The 20,793-nt window shown below is 71.0% G+C and carries 16 protein-coding genes; 5 read left to right on the top strand and 11 right to left on the bottom strand.

The annotated features are described in order from the left end of the window. Nucleotides 1–118 precede the first annotated feature (118 nt). On the top strand, nucleotides 119–1,873 hold the full coding sequence (locus AB0I10_RS17420) for an NAD+ synthase (protein WP_363153329.1): 1,755 nt from the start codon (nucleotides 119–121) through the stop codon (nucleotides 1,871–1,873). Between the two features lie 299 nt (nucleotides 1,874–2,172). Here AB0I10_RS17420 and AB0I10_RS17415 read toward each other — a convergent pair whose 3' ends face one another. The 4 genes from AB0I10_RS17415 to AB0I10_RS17400 form a co-directional block, all read right to left on the bottom strand. After that, nucleotides 2,173–3,408 (bottom strand): MFS transporter, encoded by a 1,236-nt coding sequence (locus AB0I10_RS17415; RefSeq protein WP_363153328.1) that lies wholly within the window; start codon nucleotides 3,406–3,408, stop codon nucleotides 2,173–2,175. Nucleotides 3,409–3,588: 180 nt separating this feature from the next. Next, nucleotides 3,589–4,608 (bottom strand): endonuclease/exonuclease/phosphatase family protein, encoded by a 1,020-nt coding sequence (locus AB0I10_RS17410; protein WP_363153327.1) that lies wholly within the window; start codon nucleotides 4,606–4,608, stop codon nucleotides 3,589–3,591. Nucleotides 4,609–4,997: 389 nt separating this feature from the next. Then, nucleotides 4,998–5,657, bottom strand: a complete 660-nt coding sequence (locus AB0I10_RS17405; protein ID WP_363153326.1) for a TetR/AcrR family transcriptional regulator — start codon at nucleotides 5,655–5,657, stop codon at nucleotides 4,998–5,000. Next, nucleotides 5,654–7,273 (bottom strand): MFS transporter, encoded by a 1,620-nt coding sequence (locus AB0I10_RS17400; RefSeq protein WP_363153325.1) that lies wholly within the window; start codon nucleotides 7,271–7,273, stop codon nucleotides 5,654–5,656. Before AB0I10_RS17400 ends, AB0I10_RS17405 begins: the two co-directional genes overlap by 4 nt. 186 nt (nucleotides 7,274–7,459) lie before the next feature. On the opposite strand from AB0I10_RS17400, the gene panB reads away from it, so the two are divergent. The 3 genes from panB to AB0I10_RS17385 all read left to right on the top strand — a co-directional run bounded on the left by panB (nucleotide 7,460) and on the right by AB0I10_RS17385 (nucleotide 10,443). Continuing rightward, complete coding sequence (gene panB / locus AB0I10_RS17395) at nucleotides 7,460–8,329, top strand: 3-methyl-2-oxobutanoate hydroxymethyltransferase (protein ID WP_363153324.1); 870 nt, start codon at nucleotides 7,460–7,462, stop codon at nucleotides 8,327–8,329. Between the two features lie 178 nt (nucleotides 8,330–8,507). Continuing rightward, nucleotides 8,508–9,539 (top strand): ATP-binding cassette domain-containing protein, encoded by a 1,032-nt coding sequence (locus AB0I10_RS17390; protein ID WP_363153323.1) that lies wholly within the window; start codon nucleotides 8,508–8,510, stop codon nucleotides 9,537–9,539. Between the two features lie 73 nt (nucleotides 9,540–9,612). Beyond that, the gene (locus AB0I10_RS17385; RefSeq protein WP_363153322.1) at nucleotides 9,613–10,443 is read left to right on the top strand and encodes an ABC transporter permease; all 831 of its coding nucleotides are present in this window, start codon (nucleotides 9,613–9,615) and stop codon (nucleotides 10,441–10,443) included. 54 nt (nucleotides 10,444–10,497) lie between these two features. On the opposite strand, the gene AB0I10_RS17380 is transcribed toward AB0I10_RS17385, so the two are convergent. Further along, the gene (locus AB0I10_RS17380) at nucleotides 10,498–13,854 is read right to left on the bottom strand and encodes a BTAD domain-containing putative transcriptional regulator (RefSeq protein WP_363153378.1); all 3,357 of its coding nucleotides are present in this window, start codon (nucleotides 13,852–13,854) and stop codon (nucleotides 10,498–10,500) included. A gap of 417 nt (nucleotides 13,855–14,271) precedes the next feature. Here AB0I10_RS17380 and AB0I10_RS17375 point away from each other — a divergent pair, with 417 nt between their 5' ends. Then, nucleotides 14,272–15,078 carry a site-2 protease family protein gene (locus AB0I10_RS17375; protein ID WP_363153321.1) on the top strand — a complete coding sequence of 269 codons (807 nt, stop codon included), beginning with the start codon at nucleotides 14,272–14,274 and terminating at the stop codon, nucleotides 15,076–15,078. A 28-nt stretch (nucleotides 15,079–15,106) separates the two neighbouring features. Here the strand turns inward: AB0I10_RS17375 and AB0I10_RS17370 are convergent, their stop codons facing one another. From AB0I10_RS17370 to AB0I10_RS17345, 6 genes are all read right to left on the bottom strand, one after another. Continuing rightward, nucleotides 15,107–15,331, bottom strand: a complete 225-nt coding sequence (locus tag AB0I10_RS17370; protein WP_363153320.1) for a hypothetical protein — start codon at nucleotides 15,329–15,331, stop codon at nucleotides 15,107–15,109. Between the two features lie 197 nt (nucleotides 15,332–15,528). Further along, nucleotides 15,529–16,308 (bottom strand): NADPH-dependent F420 reductase, encoded by a 780-nt coding sequence (npdG, locus tag AB0I10_RS17365; protein ID WP_363153319.1) that lies wholly within the window; start codon nucleotides 16,306–16,308, stop codon nucleotides 15,529–15,531. A gap of 19 nt (nucleotides 16,309–16,327) precedes the next feature. After that, on the bottom strand, nucleotides 16,328–17,176 hold the full coding sequence (locus AB0I10_RS17360; RefSeq protein ID WP_363153318.1) for a carbohydrate ABC transporter permease: 849 nt from the start codon (nucleotides 17,174–17,176) through the stop codon (nucleotides 16,328–16,330). After that, nucleotides 17,173–18,153, bottom strand: a complete 981-nt coding sequence (locus AB0I10_RS17355) for a sugar ABC transporter permease (RefSeq protein WP_363153317.1) — start codon at nucleotides 18,151–18,153, stop codon at nucleotides 17,173–17,175. Before AB0I10_RS17355 ends, AB0I10_RS17360 begins: the two co-directional genes overlap by 4 nt. Then, nucleotides 18,150–19,490, bottom strand: coding sequence for a sugar ABC transporter substrate-binding protein (locus AB0I10_RS17350; protein WP_363153316.1), 1,341 nt, complete (start codon nucleotides 19,488–19,490; stop codon nucleotides 18,150–18,152). The genes AB0I10_RS17355 and AB0I10_RS17350 overlap by 4 nt, the downstream gene beginning before the upstream one ends. Next, a complete protein-coding gene (locus AB0I10_RS17345; RefSeq protein WP_363153315.1) occupies nucleotides 19,456–20,577 on the bottom strand; it encodes a sialidase family protein in 1,122 nt (373 codons plus the stop codon). Before AB0I10_RS17345 ends, AB0I10_RS17350 begins: the two co-directional genes overlap by 35 nt. Nucleotides 20,578–20,793 lie beyond the last annotated feature (216 nt).

Genomic DNA, 20,793 nt, shown 5'->3' with positions numbered 1-20,793 from the left:
CGCAGTAGGCGCAGTAGGCGCAGTAGGCGCAGTAAGCACAGCGGTTGCAGGCGTAACACGAGCAACAGGAGTTCGGGCACCCCGCCCATTGCGTCAGAAAGACGATTACACTGGCGGGGTGCCTCAACTTCGTCTCGCCCTGAACCAGATCGACTCCTGCGTCGGCGATCTCGCCGGGAACGCCGAGACGATCGTGCACTGGACCCGGCACGCCGCCGACCAGGGCGCGCACCTCGTCGCATTCCCCGAGATGGCGCTGACCGGCTATCCCGTCGAGGACCTGGCGCTGCGCCCGTCGTTCGTCGAGGCGAGCCGGGTCGCGTTGCGGACACTGGCCGGCCGGCTGGCCGCGGAGGGCCTGGGCGAACTCCCGGTGATCGTCGGCTATCTCGACCGCGGCGACCAGGAGATGCCGCGTTACGGGCGCCCCGCCGGCGCCCCGCAGAACGCCGCCGCCGTCCTGCACCGCGGCGAGATCGCCCTCACCTTCGCCAAGCACCACCTTCCCAACTACGGCGTATTCGACGAGTTCCGCTACTTCGTCCCCGGCGACACGCTGCCCGTCGTACGGGTGCACGGCGTCGATATCGCGCTCGCCATCTGCGAGGACCTGTGGCAGGACGGCGGCCGGGTCCCCGCGGCCCGTACGGCCGGGGCCGGGCTGCTGGTGTCCGTCAACGCCTCGCCGTACGAGCGCGACAAGGACGACACCCGCCTGGAGCTGGTCCGCAAACGGGCCCAGGAGGCCGGCTGCACCACCGCCTATCTGGCGATGATCGGCGGGCAGGACGAGCTGGTCTTCGACGGTGACTCGATCGTCGTCGACAAGGACGGCGGGGTGATCGCGCGGGCGCCGCAGTTCGCCGAGGGCTGCGTCCTGGTCGACCTGGATCTGCCGGCCGCGGCGGACGGGCCCCCCTCCGGCACGGTGGACGACGGTCTGCGCATCGACCATGTCGTCCTCTCCCCCGACCCGCTGCCCGCCTACCCGCCCGAGACCGTGGGCGGCGAAGCCGACCGGCTGTCGGACATGGAGGAGATCTACACCGCCCTGGTCGTCGGCCTGCGCGCGTATGTCGCGAAGAACGGCTTCCGCAGCGTGGCCATCGGCCTCTCCGGCGGGATCGACTCCGCGCTGGTCGCCGCCATCGCCTGCGACGCGCTGGGCGCCTCGCACGTCCACGCGGTCGCGATGCCGTCCCGCTATTCCTCGGAACACTCGATCGCCGACGCCGCCGAGCTCGCCCGCCGTACCGGGCTCAACTTCCGTACGGTGCCGATCGGCCCGATGTTCGACGCGTACATGGAGGCGCTGGGCCTCACCGGCCTCGCCGAGGAGAACCTGCAGTCCCGGCTGCGCGGTACGACGCTGATGGCGATCTCCAACCAGGAAGGCCACCTGGTCCTCGCCCCCGGCAACAAGTCCGAACTGGCATGCGGCTATTCGACGCTCTACGGCGACTCGGTCGGCGCGTACGGCCCGATCAAGGACGTCTACAAGACCGTCATCTTCCAGCTCGCCCGCTGGCGCAACCAGGCCGCCGCCGACCGCGGCCAGACCCCGCCGATCCCGGAGAACTCCATCACCAAGCCCCCGAGCGCGGAGCTGCGCCCCGGCCAGGTGGACACCGATTCGCTGCCCGACTACGAGATCCTCGACCGCGTCCTGGAGCTGTACGTCGACCACGACCGCGGCCGCGAGCACATCGTGGCGCAGGGCTTCGACGAGGAACTGGTCACCCGGGTACTGCGGATGGTCGACCGCGCCGAGTACAAGCGCCGCCAGTACCCGCCGGGCACCAAGATCTCCGCCAAGGGCTTCGGCAAGGACCGGCGGCTGCCGATCACCAACCAATGGCGGGAGGGGGCGTAGCGCTTCGCTTGGCTTGGGCCGACTTGGTTCCCGCCGTTTTCGGCTGTCCCGCCGTTGGGGTTCTCGCCGTCCGCTGCCCGTCCGCTGCGCTTTGCCTGAGCCGACTTGGTTCCCGCCGTTTTCGGCTGTCCCGCCGTGGGGGTTCTCGCCGTCCGCTGCGCTTTGCCCGGACCGTCTTTGGCTGTCCCGCCGTTGTGGCTGGTGTGGGCTGTTGCCGCTGCGCGGGGCTGTTCGGCCGCGGTGCCGGACCTCCGGACTCCGTCCTGCGGTCCGGCCCCTCCCGTGGGTGGGTGGTTCGGTCAGGTGGGGGCTTGGGCCGTCTTGTCAGAGGACGTGATGTCCGTCGCCGTATCCGCCTCCGGCCCGCGCGCCACGATGCGGGACGTGTCGTGGGTGCTGCGGTCCAGGAGGCCGGCGGTGACGGCGATGATCAGGCCGACGGCCGCCAGGACGGCGCCGACCAGGGTCGGGGAGGTCCAGCCCCAGTCCGCCGACAGGGCCAGGCCGCCCACCCAGGCGCCGCCCGCGTTGGCGAGGTTGAAGGCGGACTGGTTGGAGGCGGCGGCCAGCGTGGGGGCCTGCTGGGCCTTGTTCATGACGAGCATCTGGAGGGGCGTGGTCGTCAGGAAGCCGACTGCGCCGATGATGACGACGGTGACCATGGCGGCCCATTTCACCTGGGCGGTGAAGTGGAAGGCGGCCAGGACGAGGGCCAGCGCGGCCAGGGCCCCGTACAGGGTGGGGCGGAGTGCCCGGTCGGTGAGCGGGCCGGCGGCGAGTGCGCCGAGGGTCATGCCGATGCCGAAGAGGGCCAGTACGACCGTCACCGAGGTCTCGGAGAAGCCGGTGACCTCGGTCATCATCGATGCGAGATAGCTGTAGACGGCGAAGATGCCGGCGAAGCCGAAGACGGTGGTCAGGAGGCCCAGGACGACCTGGCGGTTGCCGAGGGCGCGCAGTTCGCGGCCCAGGCCGGTCCGTTCCTCGGCCGGCAGCGGCGGAACGAGACGGGCGAGGGAGGCCATCGCGGCGAGCCCGATGACGGCCACGACGAGGAAGGTGGCGCGCCAGCCGAGGTGCTGCCCGAGCAGCGTCGCGGCGGGTACGCCGACGATGTTGGCGATGGTCAGACCGAGGAACATCGTGGCGACCGCGCGCGCCTGGCGGCCCTCGCGTACCAGCCGGGCGGCGACCACCGCGCCGACGCCGAAGAACGCGCCGTGCGGGAGTCCGGCCAGCAGCCGGCCGGCGATCAGCAGGCCGAAGTTGGGGGCCAGTGCGGAGGCGAGGTTGCCGACCGTGAAGACCGCCATCAGCAGGACGAGCATCCGCTTGCGCGGGATGCGGGAGCCGAGGGCGGTCAGCAACGGGGCGCCGATGACGACGCCGAGGGCGTAGGCGGAGACGAGGTAGCCGGCGGTGGGCACCGAGGTGCCCAGATCGTCCGCGACGTTGGGCAGCAGGCCCATCATCACGAATTCCGTGGTGCCGATTCCGAAGGCCGAGATCGCGAGCGCGAGCAGAGCCAAGGGCATGGGGAACCTTTCGGGGTGGTGCGCATGCTGGCGGGCACGCGGGCAGGCTGGCGAGAGACATTAAGTTTGGTTGCGGAACAAAGTCTCTCAGGCCCACTGCTCCGATTCGGGAACGGAGCGTGAAAAACGTGCGTCAGATGCGCCACACAGCCGGGCCCGACGGGCCCGGCCCCCGGCCCGTCAGATCTTCACCGACGCGGCCATCGGCAGGTGATCGCTGCCGGTGGACGGCAGCGCCCAGGACGCGACCGGTTCCATACCCTTCGTCATGATGTGGTCGATCCGGGCCATCGGGAAGCCCGCCGGCCAGCTGAAGCCGAAGCCGTCGCCCGCCGCACCCTGGGCGGACCGCATCTGCGAGGTGACCGGGGCCAGCGAGCGGTCGTTCATGGTGCCGTTGAGGTCGCCGAGCAGGATGACCTTCTTCAGCGGGTCGGCGGCGATCGCCTCGCCCAGCGCCTCGGCGCTGCCGTCGCGCTGGTTGGCGGTGAAGCCCGCCTCGACCTTGACCCGTACCGACGGGAGATGGGCGACGTAGACGCCGACCTTCTGGCCGTCGGCGGCGGTGACGACGACGCGCAGCGCCCGCGTCCAGCCCATCTTGATGTCCACCGGCGCGGCATCGGACAGCGGGCGCTTGCTCCAGAGGCCGACGGTGCCCTGCACGGTGCTGTACGGGTACGTCTTCGCCAGCTGCTGCTTGTACGCCGGCAGTGCGGCGCTGGTCAGCTCCTCCAGCGCCACCACATCCACACCGGACGCCACGATCTTCTTGGCGGTGGCCGCGGGGTCGGGGTTGTCCGCGTCGACGTTGTGGGTGGCGACGGTGAGATTGCCGCCGGTCCCGGCCTTGTCGGTGACCTGTCCGCCGAAGAGGTTGACCCAGACAGCAGCGGGCAGCAGCAGCGCGACAAGTGCCGTCGCCGAGCGGCGCAGTACCGCGATGACGAGCAGCACCAGGACGCCGAGCCCCAGCCACGGCAGGAAGGTCTCCAGCAGACTGCCCAGGTTTCCGACGGCGTTGGGGACCCTGGCGTGCAGGAACATCAGCAGCCCGAGCAGTACGGCGAGCACCGCGAGCACGATGCCGCGCCGCCACATCCCTTCGGGGCGCCACCAGTTGAGCAGGCGGCCGGCTCGGGAACCGGTCCGCTCAGGGGTCTCGCCCTGCCCCGGCTCCGTCATATATGCCTGCGCCATTCCGCTGTCCTCACTGCCTTGCTGTGGTGCGCCTCGCCTGTGGTTCCTGACCCTAGGCGATGGTCCATAACGCGCTTTCTTAGAAATGAGGACGGGGTGGTGGTGGGTCGGGGTTCCGGAGGAGGGACAGGTGAACGCGGCTGTGACAGAACGGGCATGTTTCGGTCATGCGGTGGGCATCTGCCGCCGTGGGGTGGGCATTCCCGCCGTGGGGTGGGCATTCCCGCCGTGGGGTGGGCGGCATCGGCCGCCGGTCCGGCGGGAATACCGCCCACCACCCCCGCGTTGCGGCCCCGCAGGGGGCCTTTGCACCCCCTACGGGATCTGTTCGCCCACCCCCTAGGGCGCCCCTAGGGACCCTCTAAGGACACCCTAGAGACGCACGCCACCTAGGGACGCACGCCTTCCAGGACCATGTCGACGATGTCCTCCGCGAGGCCCTCGGGGAGTTCCTTCCACTCGTGGAGGATGACTCGGGCCAGCATCGGGCCGACGAAGAGATCGGCGATCGTCTCGACGTCGTGGTCGGTGCGGATCTCGCCGTCGGCCATACCGCGCCGGAGTACGGCGAGCAGCGCCTCGTGGCGGGCCCGTACGACCGTCTCGTGGTACTCGGCCCACAGCTCCGGCTGTGCGTGGACATGGCTGACGACGGTGCGCAGCAGCGCGGAGTTGCGCTTGGCCAGGCCACGCCGACGGAGGAATTCCAGCAGGGAGATCAGGTCGTCGCGGAGGGAGGCACCGTTCAGCGGCGGGCTCGTCTCGTCCAGCGACCGCATCACATCGAGCATCAGCGCGCTCTTGCCCGGCCAGCGGCGGTAGATCGTGGCCTTTCCGACGCCGGCCTCGCGGGCGATGCGCTCCATCGACAGTTCGCCGATGGAGACACCGTCCTCGATCATGCGCAGTACGGCCTCGATGATGGCGGTGTCGGCCGCGGCGCTGCGTGGTCTGCCGCGGCGTTCTGGGGCTGATTGTCCCGGCCGGCCCGGCTCTCCCGGTCCCGCACCGGCTGCCGCCGCCTCGGGTTCTCCCGCCGCCCGGCTCATCGCTGTGCGCCCGCCTTTCGCTCTTCCTGAGGCTCCGCGGCACGCGCGCCCACTGCCGTTCTGCCCGGCAGGAAGGCCGCGACGACCACGGCGCCGATGAGCGCGACGGCGGCCGAGCCGAGCGCGGTGATGTGCATGGCGTGGATGAAGGCGGCCTCGGCATCGTCGACCAGCGCCCGGCCGGCGGGGCCCAGGTGGCGGGCGAGGCCGAGGGTCGCCTCGATGGATTCGCCGGCCGCGTGCCGTGCGGCGGCGGGTACGCCGGGCAGTGCGTCGAGGTCGGCCTGGATGCCGTCGCGGTAGGACGTGGACAGCAGCGAGCCGAGGACGGCGACGCCGAGGGTGCCGCCGACCTGGCGGAAGGTGTTGTTGAGGGCCGACCCGGAGCCGGCCTTCTCGCGCGGCAGCGACTGCATGATCGAGACGGTGACCGGCGGCATGATGTGCGCCATGGCGGTGCCCTGGAGGAAGAACAGCACCTCCATGATCCAGATGGGGGTGTCGGTGTCCAGGAGCAGCATGCCCGCCATGGTGGCGGCGACCGTCAGCATGCCGGCGGTGCAGACCGCCCGGGCGCCGAACCGGTCCACGACGTGCCGGGCCCGCGGCGCGAAGATCATCTGGGCGGCGGCCAGCGGCAGGATCAGCAGTCCGGCCTCCAGGGGGCTGTAGCCGCGCACGCTCTGGACGTAGAAGACGATGAAGAACGTGACGCCCATCAGCGCGAAGAAGACCAGCGCGATGGCGGCGACGGCGGCCGAGAAGGCGGGCTTGCGGAAGTAGTTGATGTCGATGGACGGGTGATCGCTGCGCTTCTGGTGCAGCACGAAACCGGTCAGTACGGCGAGGCCGCCGAGGACCGTGCCGAGCACCTCCGGGTCGGTGAAGTCGGCGAGCTGGCCGCCCTTGATGATCCCGTAGACCAGCAGGACCAGGCCGACGACGGACAGCAGCACACCGGCCGGGTCCAGCTTGCCGGGGCTGGGGTCCTTGGAGTCGGGCACCAGGAGGAGCATCGCGGCCAGCGCGATCAGCACGATCGGGACGTTGACGAGGAAGACCGAGCCCCACCAGAAGTGGTCGAGCAGCAGGCCGCCGGCGATCGGGCCGATCGCGATGGCCAGGCCCACACCGCCGGCCCAGATGCCGATCGCCTTGGGCTGCTCGTCGCGCTCGAAGACGTTCATCAGGATCGCGAGGGTGGCCGGCATCACGAAGGCGCCGCCGAGGCCCATCACCGCGCGGAAGACGATGAGCTCGGTGGGCGAACCGGCGAACGCGGCGAGCACCGAGCCGGCGCCGAAGACCACCATGCCGAAGAGGAGCACCCGCTTACGGCCCAGCCGGTCGCCGAGGAGCCCCGACGTGAACAGCATCCCGGCGAAGACGAGGGTGTAGGAGTTGATCGCCCACTCCAGCTCGCTCTGGGTGGCGCCGAGGCCGACGGGTGCCGGGGTCGCGATCGTCTTCATCGCGACATTGAGGATCGAGTTGTCCAGCACCACGATCAGCAGGCTGAGCATGAGGACGGACAGGATCGCCCAGCGGCGGCGGTGGATGCGGTCGGGGACCTGGCGGGCGGCGGGTGCGCCCGGCGGAGCGGATGAGGTGGCCATGGCGCCACTCTACGGCATTTTCGATACGGACCCGTTCCGTATCGGTGACGTCGCGTTCGGGCTTCCCCGTGCCGAGCAGCAGCCCCGCGGCCGCCCCTTTCCCTCGGCGCGCCCGGCATGCCAGCATGGACGGGAGTCCGGGGACGCCGTCAGGGCGCCTCGAGATGATGAACAGGAGCCGTCACCATGACGCAGCCTTCGCCTGCCCGCGCGCCCAAAACCGACAGCAGCAAGGCGCTGTACGGGGGCAAGGGATCCCGCCGGATCACCGTCCGCGACATCGCCGCCTCCAAAACACGCGGCGAGAAGTGGCCGATGCTCACCGCCTACGACGCGATGACCGCCTCCGTCTTCGACGACGCCGGCATCCCGGTCATGCTGGTCGGTGACTCCATGGGCAACTGTCACCTCGGGTACGAGTCCACCGTGCCGGTCACGATGGACGAGATCACGATCCTCTCGGCCGCGGTGGTCCGCGGCACCAAGCGCGCCCTCATCGTCGGCGACCTGCCGTTCGGCTCGTACCAGGAGGGCCCGGTCCAGGCGCTGCGCAACGCCACCCGGCTGGTCAAGGAAGCCGGCGTGGGCGCCGTCAAGCTGGAGGGCGGTGAGCGCTCCGCGCACCAGGTGGAGCTGCTGGTCTCGTCCGGCATCCCGGTCATGGCGCATGTCGGCCTGACGCCGCAGTCCGTCAACGCCTTCGGCGGCTACCCCGTCCAGGGCCGTGGCGAGGAGGCGGCCCAGCAACTGCTGCGGGACGCCAAGGCAGTTCAGGACGCGGGCGCCTTCGCCGTCGTCCTGGAGGCCGTACCGGCCGAGCTGGCCGCCGAGGTGACCCGCTCGCTGCACATCCCGACGGTGGGCATCGGCGCGGGCCTGGACTGCGACGCCCAGGTGCTGGTGTGGACCGACATGGCGGGCATGACCAAGGGCCACGTACCGCGCTTCGTCAAGCAGTACGCACAGCTGCGGGAGGTGCTGGGCGGAGCCGCCAAGGCGTTCGCCGAGGACGTCGTCGGCGGGTCCTTCCCTGCTGAGGAGCACACCTTCCACTAGGCGCTGCGGCTAGACCGCCAGGCGCTGCGTCAGACCACCGGCGCCACGTCAGACGCCGTCGGCAGCCGCAGCCCGGCTGTCGGCGGCGTAGACGTTCTGTCGGTCGTGTCGGCGCCGCCCGCCCCGCTGTCGGCGGTCTGTCGGTGAGTTGTCAGTGGCACCTGGCACCTTTGAGGGCATGACGCGACAGACGAAAACCACCAAGGGCGGAAACGCCGTGGAGGTGCGCGGTCTGGTCAAGCACTTCGGCGATGTCAAGGCCGTCGACGGTGTGGACCTGGACGTGCGGGAAGGCACCGTGCTCGGTGTGCTCGGCCCCAACGGCGCCGGCAAGACGACCCTCGTACGCTGCCTGTCCACCCTCCTGGTGCCGGACGCCGGCAGCGCCTTCGTGGCGGGCTTCGACGTGGTGCGCCAGCCCCGCGCGCTGCGCCGCACGATCGGCCTGACCGGGCAGTACGCCTCGGTCGACGAAAAGCTCTCCGGCTGGGAGAACCTCTACATGATCGGGCGGCTGCTCGATCTCTCCCGCAAGGACGCCCGCCGCCGCGCGGACGAGATGCTGGAGCGGTTCTCCCTGACCGAGGCCGCCAAGCGCCCCGCTGCCAAGTACTCCGGCGGTATGCGCCGCCGCCTGGACCTGGCCGCCTCGATGATCGGCCGGCCCGCGGTCCTCTATCTGGACGAGCCCACCACCGGACTCGACCCCCGCACCCGCAACGAGGTGTGGGAAGAGGTGCAGCGGATGGTGCGCGAGGGCGCGACGGTGCTGCTCACCACCCAGTACATGGAAGAGGCCGAGCAGTTGGCGAACGAGCTGACGGTCATCGACCGCGGCCGGGTGATCGCCGAGGGCAAGGTCGACGAGCTGAAGGCCAAGGTCGGCGGCCGGACGCTGCAGATACGGCCGTCGGACGCCGGCGAGCTGGACCGGATGGTCGGCGCCATCGCGCAGGCCGGTCTGGACGGCATCGCCGGGGCGACCGCTGACCACGACGGGGGTGTGGTCAACGTTCCGATCATCAGCGATGAGCAGCTGACGGCCGTGGTCAACGTGCTCGGCCAGCGGGGCTTCGCGCTCGCCGGGATCAGTACCCATCTGCCCAGCCTGGACGAGGTGTTCCTGGCCATCACCGGCCAGAAGACCTCCGAGGCCGCGGCTTCCGAAGACCTGACGGACCAGCAGCAGTACGCGGAGGTGTCGGCATGAGCGAGCGCAGGGAGCGAATCATCGAAAGGTGCGTGCCGCGCGAATGCAAGGCCGAGCGCAGCGAGGTGTCAGCATGAGTGCCGTGACGATGACGGCGCCACGGGTGAAGCCGGGTGCCGACGAGGGCCGGATCGGCGTCCGCGCCAATGTGCGGCATATCGGCGCCCTGGTGCGGCGCAACGCCTTGCAGATCAAGCAGGACCCGGAGTCGATGTTCGACGCCCTGCTGATGCCGATCATCTTCATCCTGCTGTTCACCTATGTCTTCGGCGGCCAGATCGCCGGCAAGGGCAATCAGGACGCATACGTCCAGCATCTGGTGCCCGGCATGATGGCCATGATGGGCATGAACATCGCGATGGCGGTGGGCACGGGCGTCAACGAGGACTTCCGCAAGGGCGTCATGGACCGCTTCCGGACCATGCCGATAGCCCGGTCCTCGGTCCTGATAGCCAAGATCGTCGTCGAGATCGGCCGGATGCTGATCGCCACCGCGATCCTGCTCGGCATGGGCTTTCTGCTGGGCCTGGAGATCAAGGGCAACATGCTCGAATTCGCCGCCGCGATCGTGCTGTCCACGGTCTTCGGCGCCGCCCTGATGTGGATATTCATCCTGCTGGGGCTCTCCATGAAGACCCCGCAGGCGGTCCAGGGCGTGGCGATGCTGGTGCTGATGCCGCTGCAGTTCGGCTCGTCGATCTTCACGCCGACGACGAAGATGCCCGGCTGGCTGCAGAGCTTCACCGAGGTCAATCCGCTCTCCCAGCTGGCGGACGCGGCCCGCGCTCTGATCGACGGCCACGGTGCGGTGGCGCACCCGACGCTGGTCACCCTGGCCTGGGCGGTCGCCATCACGGCCGTGACCATGCCGCTCGCGGTCCGGAAGTTCCGCAACAAGACCTGACGCGCCCGGGGGCCGGCATGGCCCCCGGGAGTGACAGCCTTCGCCCGGCTCGCGTCAGATGAGGGCGGTGGCCTCTTCGATCGAGAGGTCACCGCCTTCGGCGTACTCGCGCTCGTACTCCGCGTCGCCCAGCACCGCCCGCGCCGCCGCTTCGGTACGCGCCCGGTCGTCGCGCACGATCAGGACCGCTACGTGCGACAGCACCCGCAGCGCGTCGTACGCCCCCACCAGCCGCGCCGCGGACCGTGCGCCGGGCTCGCCCTGGACAGCCATCAACACCCGTGCCCCGGTGAGCAGTTGGATCACCGGCAGGTCCGGCGCGACCATCTGCGCCAGCGGATCCCGCATCAGCGCCACGGCCGCACGGAACCGGGGCAGCAGGTCCTCGCGCTGCCCGTCGTCCGGCCCGTCGTCCAGTTCCAGCGAGATCAGCGCCGACTCCACGATCCCGGCGAACAAGTCCGGGGCGCGCGGACCGAACACCTCCCGCACCGCGAACAGCTCCTCGCGGGCCTCCTGCGTACGCCCCGAGACCGACAGCCACATCGCGAGCTGCATACGCGCGAAGGGCACCGCGTCGCGCCCACTGTTCTGATCCTTGGCGGCCGCCAGCACCTCGCGCAGCATCCGCTCGCCGGTCTCCTCCTGGCCGTCCTCGATGAGCACGCCGCCGAGCCGGGTGCGCAGCAGCAGGGTCTGGCCGTGTGCGCCCAGATCCTCGGCGTGGACCATCGCCGCGCGGTAGTCCTGCGCGGCGAGCTGGTACTCACCGCGCTTCTCGCGGGCTTCGCCTCGGCCGGAGAGCGCCTCGGCCGCGCCCCACGCATCGCCGAGCCGGACGAAGATCCGCAGCGATTCGTCGGCGTCCAGGGTCGCCTGCTCCAGCCCGCCGGGACGGTCGTTGAGGATCTTGGAGCGCAGCTGCAGGACGAAGGCGAGCTCCCAGTCGTAACCGAGGTCCCGGCAGGCGACCACCGCCGTGTCGACCAGATCCGCCAGGTCCTCGTACCGCCCGGTGATCATCACCGCGTAGAACCACATCATGCCGGGCACCTTGCAGGTCTGCGGCAGCCCGGAGCGGTAGGCCTCAAGGATCCCCGCCAGCTCCTCCTGCATCCCCGGATCCCGCAGCGCCTGCATGTCGCCGTCCATGCTGGCCAGGGTGACCAGCCGGACCTCGCGGCGGGCCTCCTGGAGCTGTTCGGGGTCCATGGGCGGCGGCCGGTCGATGGGCCGTTCATACAGGTCGGGGGCGGGTTTGACGGGCGGCAGAAACGGGTTGGGGCCGAGCGCACCGGCCGCTTCCGACCAGTGGCGGGCATCGCTGCGGTGGTCGCGCAGCGACCAGAACCACTGGAGGGACAGCACCAGGCACAGCGCCTCGTGCTCGTCGCGGGCGGCGATGGCGCGGCGCAGCGCGGTCCGCAGATTGTCGTGTTCCAGCTCCAGCCGCTCCGACCAGGCACGCTGACCGGGGCCACGCAGCAACGGGTCGGCGGTACGGGCCAGTTCGCGGTACGTGACGAGGTGGCGGCGTTCGGCGGCGGCGCGTTCACCGGCCTCGTCCAGCCGCTCGCCCGCGTACTCCCCCACCGTCTCCAGCAGCCGGTAGCGCATCTGCCCGTCGGGCGCCGGCGCCGCCACCACCAGCGACTTGTCGATCAGCGCGCCGAGCAGCCCGGCCACATCGCGCCCGTCGACGCCGTCGCCCGCGCACACCTCCTCCGCCGCACCCAGATCGCAGCCACCGGCGAACACGGACAGCCGGCGCAGCACGGCGCGCTCCGGCTCGTCCGTCAGGTCCCACGACCAGTCGACGACCGCGCGCAGCGTCTGCTGCCGGGGCAGCACGGTGCGGCTACCACTGGTCAGCAGCCGGAAGCGGTCGTCCAGCCGGTCGGCGAGCTGCCGCGGGGAGAGCAACCGCAGCCGGGCGGCGGCGAGTTCGATGGCGAGCGGCAGGCCGTCCAGGCGGCGGCAGATCTCGGCGCAGGCAGCCGCGGTTCCATCGGCTGCATCGTCCCCCTCGACGCGGAAGCCGGGGCGGGCGGCGGCCCCGCGGTCGGCGAGCAGCCGCAGCGCGACCGGGTCGGGCAGCGGCTCGACGGGGCGCAGCACCTCGCCCGGTATGGCCAGCGGCTCACGGCTCGTCGCGAGCACCGTGACACCGGGGCATTCGGCCAGCAGCCGCTCCGCGAGTTCGGCGGCGGCGCCGATCACATGCTCGCAGTTGTCGAGGACGAGCAGCATCCGGCGGCCGGCACACAGCTCGGCGAGCCGGGCGAGCGGGTCCAGTCCGGTGGGGTCGGTGGCGGCGCGCAGGCCCTCGGCGGTGGTGGCGCGGACGACGGTCTCGCGGGCGCCGAGCGTGGTGAGCACCGCTTCGGGAACGGTCTGCGGATCGTCCAGCGGCGCCAGCTCCGCCAGCCATACGCCGTGCGGCCAGGCGTCCGGCAGGGCGGCCGCGGCTGCCTCGGCGCCCTCCTGCGACAGCCGGGTCTTGCCGGCGCCGCCGGGGCCCAGCAGCGTCACCAGCCGGTGCTCGGCGAGGTCGGCACGGAGCCCTTCGAGGTCGGTGTCCCGTCCGACGAAGGAGGTGAGGCGGGCCCGGAGGTTGCCGGGGCGGGCGGCGGTGCGCGGGACGAGGGGCGGTAGCGCGGGGCGCACGGCGGGCTCCGGGGCGCCGATGGCGGTGTGCCGCAGCAGCTCCTTGTGCAGGGCGCGGAGCTCCGGGCCGGGGTCGGCGCCGAGGCGGTCGGCGAGGCCGGTGCGTATCTCCTCGTAGGCGGCGAGCGCCTCGGCGCTGCGGCCCGCGTCGCGCAGGGCGCGCAGGCGCAGCGCCTGGAGCGGCTCGTCGAGGGGGTGGTCCTGGCACAGGGCGACGAGGGTGGGCAGCGCCTGGCCGGCCCGGCCGAGGGCGAGGTCGGCGGCGAGGCGGGTGCGCCGGGCGTCCAGCCGGCGGCTCTCGGCGCGGGCCGCCTCCACGCTTGCGTCGGGCAGGTCGGCGAGGGCCGGGCCGCGCCAGAGCGCCAGCGCGTCGTCGAGGAGGGCGGCGGCGCGGGCCGGATCCGCATCGGCGAGCGCCCGGCCGCCCTCCGCCGCGAGCTGCTCGAAGCGGTGCAGGTCGACGGCGTCGGGCTCGGCGCACAGCCGGTAGCCGCCGTCGACGGAGGCGACCGCGCCGTGCCCCAGGGCCCGGCGCAGCCTGCCGACCAGCGCCTGCAGGGCCCCGGCCGCGTCGGTGGGCGGGTTCATGCCCCAGATGTCGGCGATCAGCGCGTCGGACGTCAGCGCCCGCCCCGGCCGCAGCGCGAGCGCGGCAAGCAGGGCACGCAGGCGTGCGCCGCCGAGGGCGACGGGGGTGCCGTCGGCCCGGCCGGCTTGGGTGGTGCCGAGAATTCCGTAGCGCACCGAGCCATTGTCGTTCACGGCCGCGCTGCCCACGCTCCGCTCACACTCCTCATGTCCCTGATAAAACCCCGATGTGGGGCGGGGCGCCCCGGAACCCCTGCCCGGGGGCGGGCATCGGGCCATGACGACACCCCGTGGCCCACCGCTCCCGAGTCCAGCTTGCCTGGAAGTCACCGGGTGCCGCTCGTCGTTTTCCGAGGACGGGGCTGATGGGCAGGTCAGGATGGGCAGATCCGGGTGCACAGGCCGGTACGTCCCATTGCCGCGCCCCATCGCCGAAACCCATCGCCGCGCCCCCGTCACTGCATCCCGTCACCGCATCCCGTCGCCGCGATTCCCGACGGGCCCGTGCGCCGGCCGCCGTACCGCGGATACGGTCATGACTGCCCACCACGCGACCCCCGGGAGCCCCGCACCATGACCACAGCATTCCCGCGCGCCGACCGCCGCATCAGCCCGGTCTTCCTCGCGCTCGTCGCCGTCATGGGGGTGTCCGCATGGGCCGTCTGGAGCCGGCAGATCGCCGCGAGCACCGGCTTCGCGGTCTTCCTGTTCGTGGTGTCCGGCTGGGTGGTGTCACTCTGCCTGCACGAATACGCGCACGCCCGCACCGCGCTGCACAGCGGCGACCTCTCGGTCGGCGACAAGGGCTACCTGACCCTCAACCCGCTCAAATACACCCATGCACTGCTCAGCATCATCCTGCCGGTGATCTTCGTCATCATGGGCGGAATCGGGCTGCCGGGCGGCGCGGTGTTCATCGAGCGCGGCCGGATCAAGGGGCGCTGGCGGCACAGCCTGATCTCGGCGGCCGGGCCGCTGACGAATGTGCTGTTCGCCATCGTCATGACGGCGCCGTTCTGGCTGAAGCAGATGTCCGGGGTGCCGGACCCGTTCCGGTACGCGCTGGCGTTCCTGGCGCTGCTGCAGGTCACCGCCGCGATCCTGAATTTCCTGCCGGTTCCGGGACTGGACGGCTACGGCGTGATCGAGCCCTGGCTGCCACACGGCTTCCGGCGCCAGGTCGAGCCGTTCGCACCGTTCGGGCTGCTGGCGGTTTTCGGACTGCTGTGGGTGCCGGAGATCAACCACGTCTTCTTCAGCGCGGTGGACGCAATCCTGCGCGGCATGGGCATCTCCAACTGGGACACGTACTGGGGCCAGGAGTACTTCCGCTTCTGGCAGGGCGAGCCGCAGGTTCCGCCGGTGGGCGGGCTGTTCTGAGCGGACGACCGGCTCGGCGGCCGCAGCCTCAGCCCGCGGCCGCGGTGCGCTCCGCCCGCGCCGCGCGCTCCAGCTTCGCCTTGCGCAGGTAGAACCACGCCATGTTGCTGGACATACCGGCCATCAGGATCCAGACCACGCCGAGCCAGCTGCCCTGCACGAACGAGACGACGGCCGCGGCGACGGCAAGGACGCACACGACGCCCGCCCAGAGGGCGAGGCGCGGGACCGGGCTGGAGGTGGCGGAGGGCATGGGAGTCGGCTCCTGTCGGGAGTGGTGCGGTCCTCCCCAGTGTCCCCCATACCCCGCGCGCGCCCGTCATCGGCGCATACGGTCGCCGCGGGGCCGTGCAGAGGGCCAGGGCCTGTCCGACCCTGACCCATCGGACAGGCCTGGTCCCCCGGAGGGCGAGTCCCGACGATCCTCCCCACCCCCCGCCGCAACCGGCCTCACACGTCCGTGACCCGCAGCCCCGCGTGGGCCTTGTAGCGGCGGTTGACCGAGATCAGGTTGGCGACCAGCGACTCGACCTGGTGGGCGTTGCGCAGGCGGCCGGCGAAGACGCCACGCATGCCGGGGATGCGGGCGGCCAGTGCCTGGACGATGTCCGTGTCGGCGCGTGCCTCGCCGAGGACCATCACATCGGTGTCGATCTCCGCGGTGTCCGGGTCCTGCAGCAGCACCGCCGAGAGGTGGTGGAAAGCGGCGGTGACCCGCGACTCCGGCAGCAGCGCGGCGGCCTGCTCGGCGGCGCTGCCCTCCTCCGGCTTGAGTGCGAAGGCGCCCTTCTTGTCGAAGCCGAGCGGGTTCACGCAGTCGATGACGAGCTTGCCGGCCAGCTCCTCGCGGAGCGCCTCCAGGGTCTTGGCGTGGCCTTCCCAGGGCACCGCGATGATCACGACATCGCTGCGCCGTGCGCACTCGGCGTTCTCCACGCCCTCGACGCCCAGACTGCTCAGCTGGGGGTCCTCCGCGGCGGCCCGCGCGCGCTCGGCCGCCCGGGAGCCGATGATCACCTTCTGGCCGGCCTTGGCGAACCGGTAGGCCAGGCCGCGGCCCTGGTCGCCGGTGCCGCCGAGGACGCCGACCACCAGGCCGGAGACGTCCGGGAGGTCCCAGGGGTCGCGCTTGAGGGCGGCCTTCACACGGGTCGCGACGTTTTCGGACTGGGCATCGTCAGGAGTAGTCATGACAGCGATCCTGTCACGCCGCGGCGAAGGGCAGGTCATGCCGCCGCAGCAGACCCCGTCACGCCTTGACGCTGCCCTCCGTGAGTCCCGTGCGCCAGTACCGCTGGAGCACCGTCATCAGCACCATCAGCGGCACCACGGACAGGAACGCACCACCCACCGTGTACTGGTAAAGCACCGGCTGCCGGTCCGCGTAGCCCGTCCAACTGGTCAGCCCCAGCTGGATCGGATACAGGTCGGAGTCAGCGAGCATGACCAGTGGCAGGAAGTAGTTGTTCCAGATGTGCACGAACTGGAACAGGAAGACGGTGACCAGTGCGGGGGTCATCAGCCGCAGGCCGAGTCCGGCGAAGATCCGTGCCTCGCCCGCGCCGTCGATCCGGGCCGCCTCCAGGAGTGAGTCGGGGACGGCGGCGGCCGCGTAGATCCGGCACAGGTAGACGCCGAAGGGGCTGACCACGCTGGGGATCAGCACCGCCCAGTAGGTGTTGGACAGGCCCATCGAGCTGAAGAGGAAGTAGAGGGGCAGGGCGAGTGCGGTGCCGGGGATCAGGACGCCGGCGAGGACGAGATTGAAGATCGCCTCTCGGCCCCGGAACGGGAATTTGGCCAGCGCATAGCCGGCCGCGGCGGACAGCAGGGTCGCGCAGACCGCACCGATCCCCGCGTAGAGCAGGGAGTTGCCGAACCAGCGGACGTAGATGCCGTGGTCGTAGGTGAGGACGTCGATGAGGTGGCCGACGGGGCGCGGGTGGTCGGAGAACCAGAAGCCGAATGTGCCGAAGAGGTCGGCGCTGCTCTTGGTGGCCGAGACGATCAGCCAGTAGACGGGCACCAGGAAGTAGATCGCGGCGATGGTCAGCAGCGAGGCGGTGATGATCCGGTAGCGGACCGGGGGCCGGGTCATCTCTGCTCCTTCCCCCGCCGGCCGACCAGCCGCAGAAAGCCGAAGGACAGCACGCACGCCACCAGCGCGAGCAGTACCGCCTCCGCCGCCGCCACATGCTGGTTGTTGCCGACGAACGCCTCGCTGTAGGCGTGCAGATTGGGGGTGAATCCGGAGTCGATGGACGAGGCGAGCGGCCGCAGCACCATCGGTTCCGCGAACAGTTGGAGGGTGCCGATGATGCTGAAGACGGTGGTGAGGACGAGGGCGGGCCGGATGAGCGGGAGTTTGATGTGCCGGGCGACCTGCCAGGCGTTCGCGCCGTCGATCCGCGCGGCCTCGTACAGCTCCTCCGGCACGGACTTGAGCTGGGCGATCAGTACCAGCATGTTGTAGCCGGTGAACTGCCAGGTGACGATGTTGGCGATGGACCACAGGACGGTGCCGCGGGAGAGGAAGTCGACGTCCCAGCCGACCGAATCGGCGACCTCCACCAGGGGGCTGATGCCGGGGACGTACAGGAATCCCCACAGGATCGAGGCGATGACGCCGGGCACGCCGTAGGGGAGGAAGAAGGCGCTGCGGAAGAAGGTGATGCCGCGGGCGCCGGCACTCTCCAGGAGCAGCGCGAGGGCGGTCGCGAGCACGATCATCAGCGGGATCTGGACGGCGCCGAAGAGCAGCACCCGGCCGAAGCCGGTCAGGAACCGGTCGTCGGCGAGCGCGTGCGCGTAGTTGGCGAGGCCGGCGAAGACCTCGCGTTCCTCGCCGCCGAGGCCGAGCGGGCCGGTGCGTTCGGTCCTCTGCAGGCTCTGGTGGACGGCGTAGAGGATCGGGGCGATGAAGCAGAGGCCGAAGAGTGCGAGGAAGGGCAGGACGAAGCCGGCTGCGGCGCGGGCGTTGCGGGCCTCGGTGCGCGTGGCACGGCGCGGGCGGCGCTGCGGGTCCCGCCGCTTGGGGATGACCGGCTCCGGTCGGCTCAGGGTGTCCCGGCTCACCCGCCGCTCTCCACCTTCAGGCCCTTGCCCTTGAGGTCGGAGATCGTCTGGCCCTGGACCTTCTTCAGGACGGAGCGGAAGGAGCCGCCGTCGCCGAGCGCGTCGGTGAAGGCGTCGCCGAGCCGCTGGTAGAGGGTGTCGACGCCGGGTCCCCACCGCCAGCTGGTGTCGACGTGTGCCCCGGCGTCCGCGAAGATCTTGCTGTACGCCTGGCCGCCGAAGAAGTCCTTGTCGACGTCGAGGTCGCCGGTGGCGTAGCCCTTCTTGGCGCTGGGGAAGCCGTAGCCGCCGTCGATGAGCAGCGCGATGGATTCGGGGTCGGTGTTGAGCCAGACGGCGAAGTCGAGGGCGTCCTTGGGGTAGCTCGCCTTGGCGAAGACGGCGGTGGTCGAGCCGCCCCAGTTGGCGTACTCCTTGTCGCCCGCCTGCCACTGGGGCAGCGGCGCGGCCCGCCAATTGCCCTTGGTGCCGGGCGCGTTGCCGGTCAGCAGCGCATCGCCCCAACTGGCGCCCACCCAGGCGGGGATGGCGCCGGTCTGCAGGTCCTTGTACCAGGCGTTCTGCCGGTCAGGGATGGTCTTGACCAGTTTCTGCTTGACCAGTGATTCCCAGTAGTCGGCGACCTTACGAGTGGGTTCGTCGTCGATGTGGACGATCCAGGTGTCGCCGCTGTTGGCGTACCACTTGGCGCCGGCCTGCCAGGCGAGCCCGGCGAAGCGGTTGCCGTTGGTGGGCGCGAAGGTCTCGATCCAGGCGCCCTTCTTGCGGATGGTTCTGGCGGCGGCCTCGTAGTCGTCCCAGGTCCGAGGGGTCTCGACGTCCCACTTGTCGAAGAGGTCCTGGCGGATGAACAGGCCCATCGGCCCGGATGCCTGCGGGATGGCGTAGATGCCCTTGCCGAACACGGACTGCTGCCACTGCCAGCCGAAGAACTTGTCCTTGTGGCGGGCGGCGCCGAGCGGGGCGAGGTCCAGCAGTCCGTTGTCGAGCAGGAAGCTGGGGATGACGGGGAATTCGATCTGGCCCAGGTCGGGCGGGTTGCCGGCCTTGATGGCGGCGTGCATCTTGGCGTACTGCGCGCCGTTGACAGCCGACACCTTCTCGACCTTGACCTGGACATCCGGGTGCTTGCCGTTCCACAGGTCGACGGGCTTGTCGATGCCCGGCACCCAGGACCAGAACGTCAGATTGATCTGCTGCCCCTTCTTGCGCTCCCGGGGAGCTTCGTTGTCGTCGCCGCTGTCGCCGCAGCCGGCGAGCGCGAAGCCCGCGGCGACGGCGGCCGCCCCGCCCAGGACCGTTCTACGGTGCATCGGCGGCATGTCGTTGCTGGTCATCCGGCTCCTCCACGGGGATGCGGCGGAAGGTGATCGTCGAGTAGGCGCTGAAGTCGCCCGTCTCGTAGAGCAGTCCGACGTGCGCGCGGTCGAGGCGTACGAGGTCGGAGTAGGCGGCGGGCAGCCCGGAGACGGTGTGCGCGGTCCGCCAGGTCAGGCCGCCGTCGCGGCTGGTGCGTACGGTCATCAGGGCGCGGGCGGCTGGGTGGGCGGGCCCGGAGTGGAGCAGTTCGTCGCGGTCGCCGAGGTGCAGCACGCTGCCCTGGCAGACCGGTCCGGCCAGGCCCGCCTGCGGCCGGAAGGGGGCGGCGAGGCGCTCGCCGCCGTCCGTCGAGACGGCGTCGGCGCGGTGCCAGGCCGCGGCGGTTTCCGTGCGGGTGCTCAGGTAGAGGCTGCCGCCGGGGAGTTCGGCGGCGGTGGTCTCGTTGGGGGCGACGGAGCGGTCGGTGTCGCTGTCGGTGTAGCCGATCCGCCAGGTGGCGCCGTCGTCGTCGCTGAGGAGTGCGTGTCCGCCGTTGTAGCGGAATTCGGTGCCGGTGTCTGCGGGGTCGGTCGGCGGGGTGGAGTGGTTGGCGGGGACGACGAGCCGTCCGGCGTACGGGCCGTGGTGCAGCCGCAGCGCATGGCCGGGCCCGGTGGCGTACCACCGCCACTCCGGTCGTTTGGCCTGGCCGGTGATCTCGCGGGGCGGGCTCCAGCTCGTGCCGTCGTCGTCGCTGTGCTGGATCCAGACGCGCCGGCCGTCGGCGGCGGAGACCTGGCCGCGGCGGATGCGGTCCTCGGTGGCGTCGGCGGCGCTGTGAACCTGGAGCAGCAGCACCCGGCCGCCGGTCAGGACGACGGGCGCCGGATTTCCGGCGGTGCCGGTGCCGTTGCGGGCGACGACGTGGAGCGGGCCCCAGGTGCGGCCGCCGTCGTCGGAGCGTTTGAGGACGATGTCGATATCGCCGTGGTCGGCGGCCGAGGCGACCCGGCCCTCGGCGAAGGCGAGGACGGCCCCGGAGCGCGCCCGTACGACGGCCGGGATCCGGAAACTCGCGTACCCCTCCGTCCCGGCCCGGTACGGCACTGAGCTCTCGTACGCCACGGGTCACCCCCAACGGCCGGACGTAGGATGTCCTCTGTCCTGCGGCGACCATAAGGAGTGCCCAACTGACCGTCAAGGCACCGGACATGCCCCGTTTTCGTGTCGGCAACGGGACTGTCGACACAGGGTGAAATCCGGGTGAACTGGACGCTGGAGTTTCGGCGTAAGCCGTGGGAAGTCCGGGCGGGCGCCCGTGGCGGGACCGGGGATCGAGCA

The sequence above is a fragment of the Streptomyces sp. NPDC050636 genome (genome assembly GCF_040654775.1).
Lineage (GTDB): Bacteria > Actinomycetota > Actinomycetes > Streptomycetales > Streptomycetaceae > Streptomyces.
This window is presented reverse-complemented; position numbering and strand designations above follow the sequence as displayed.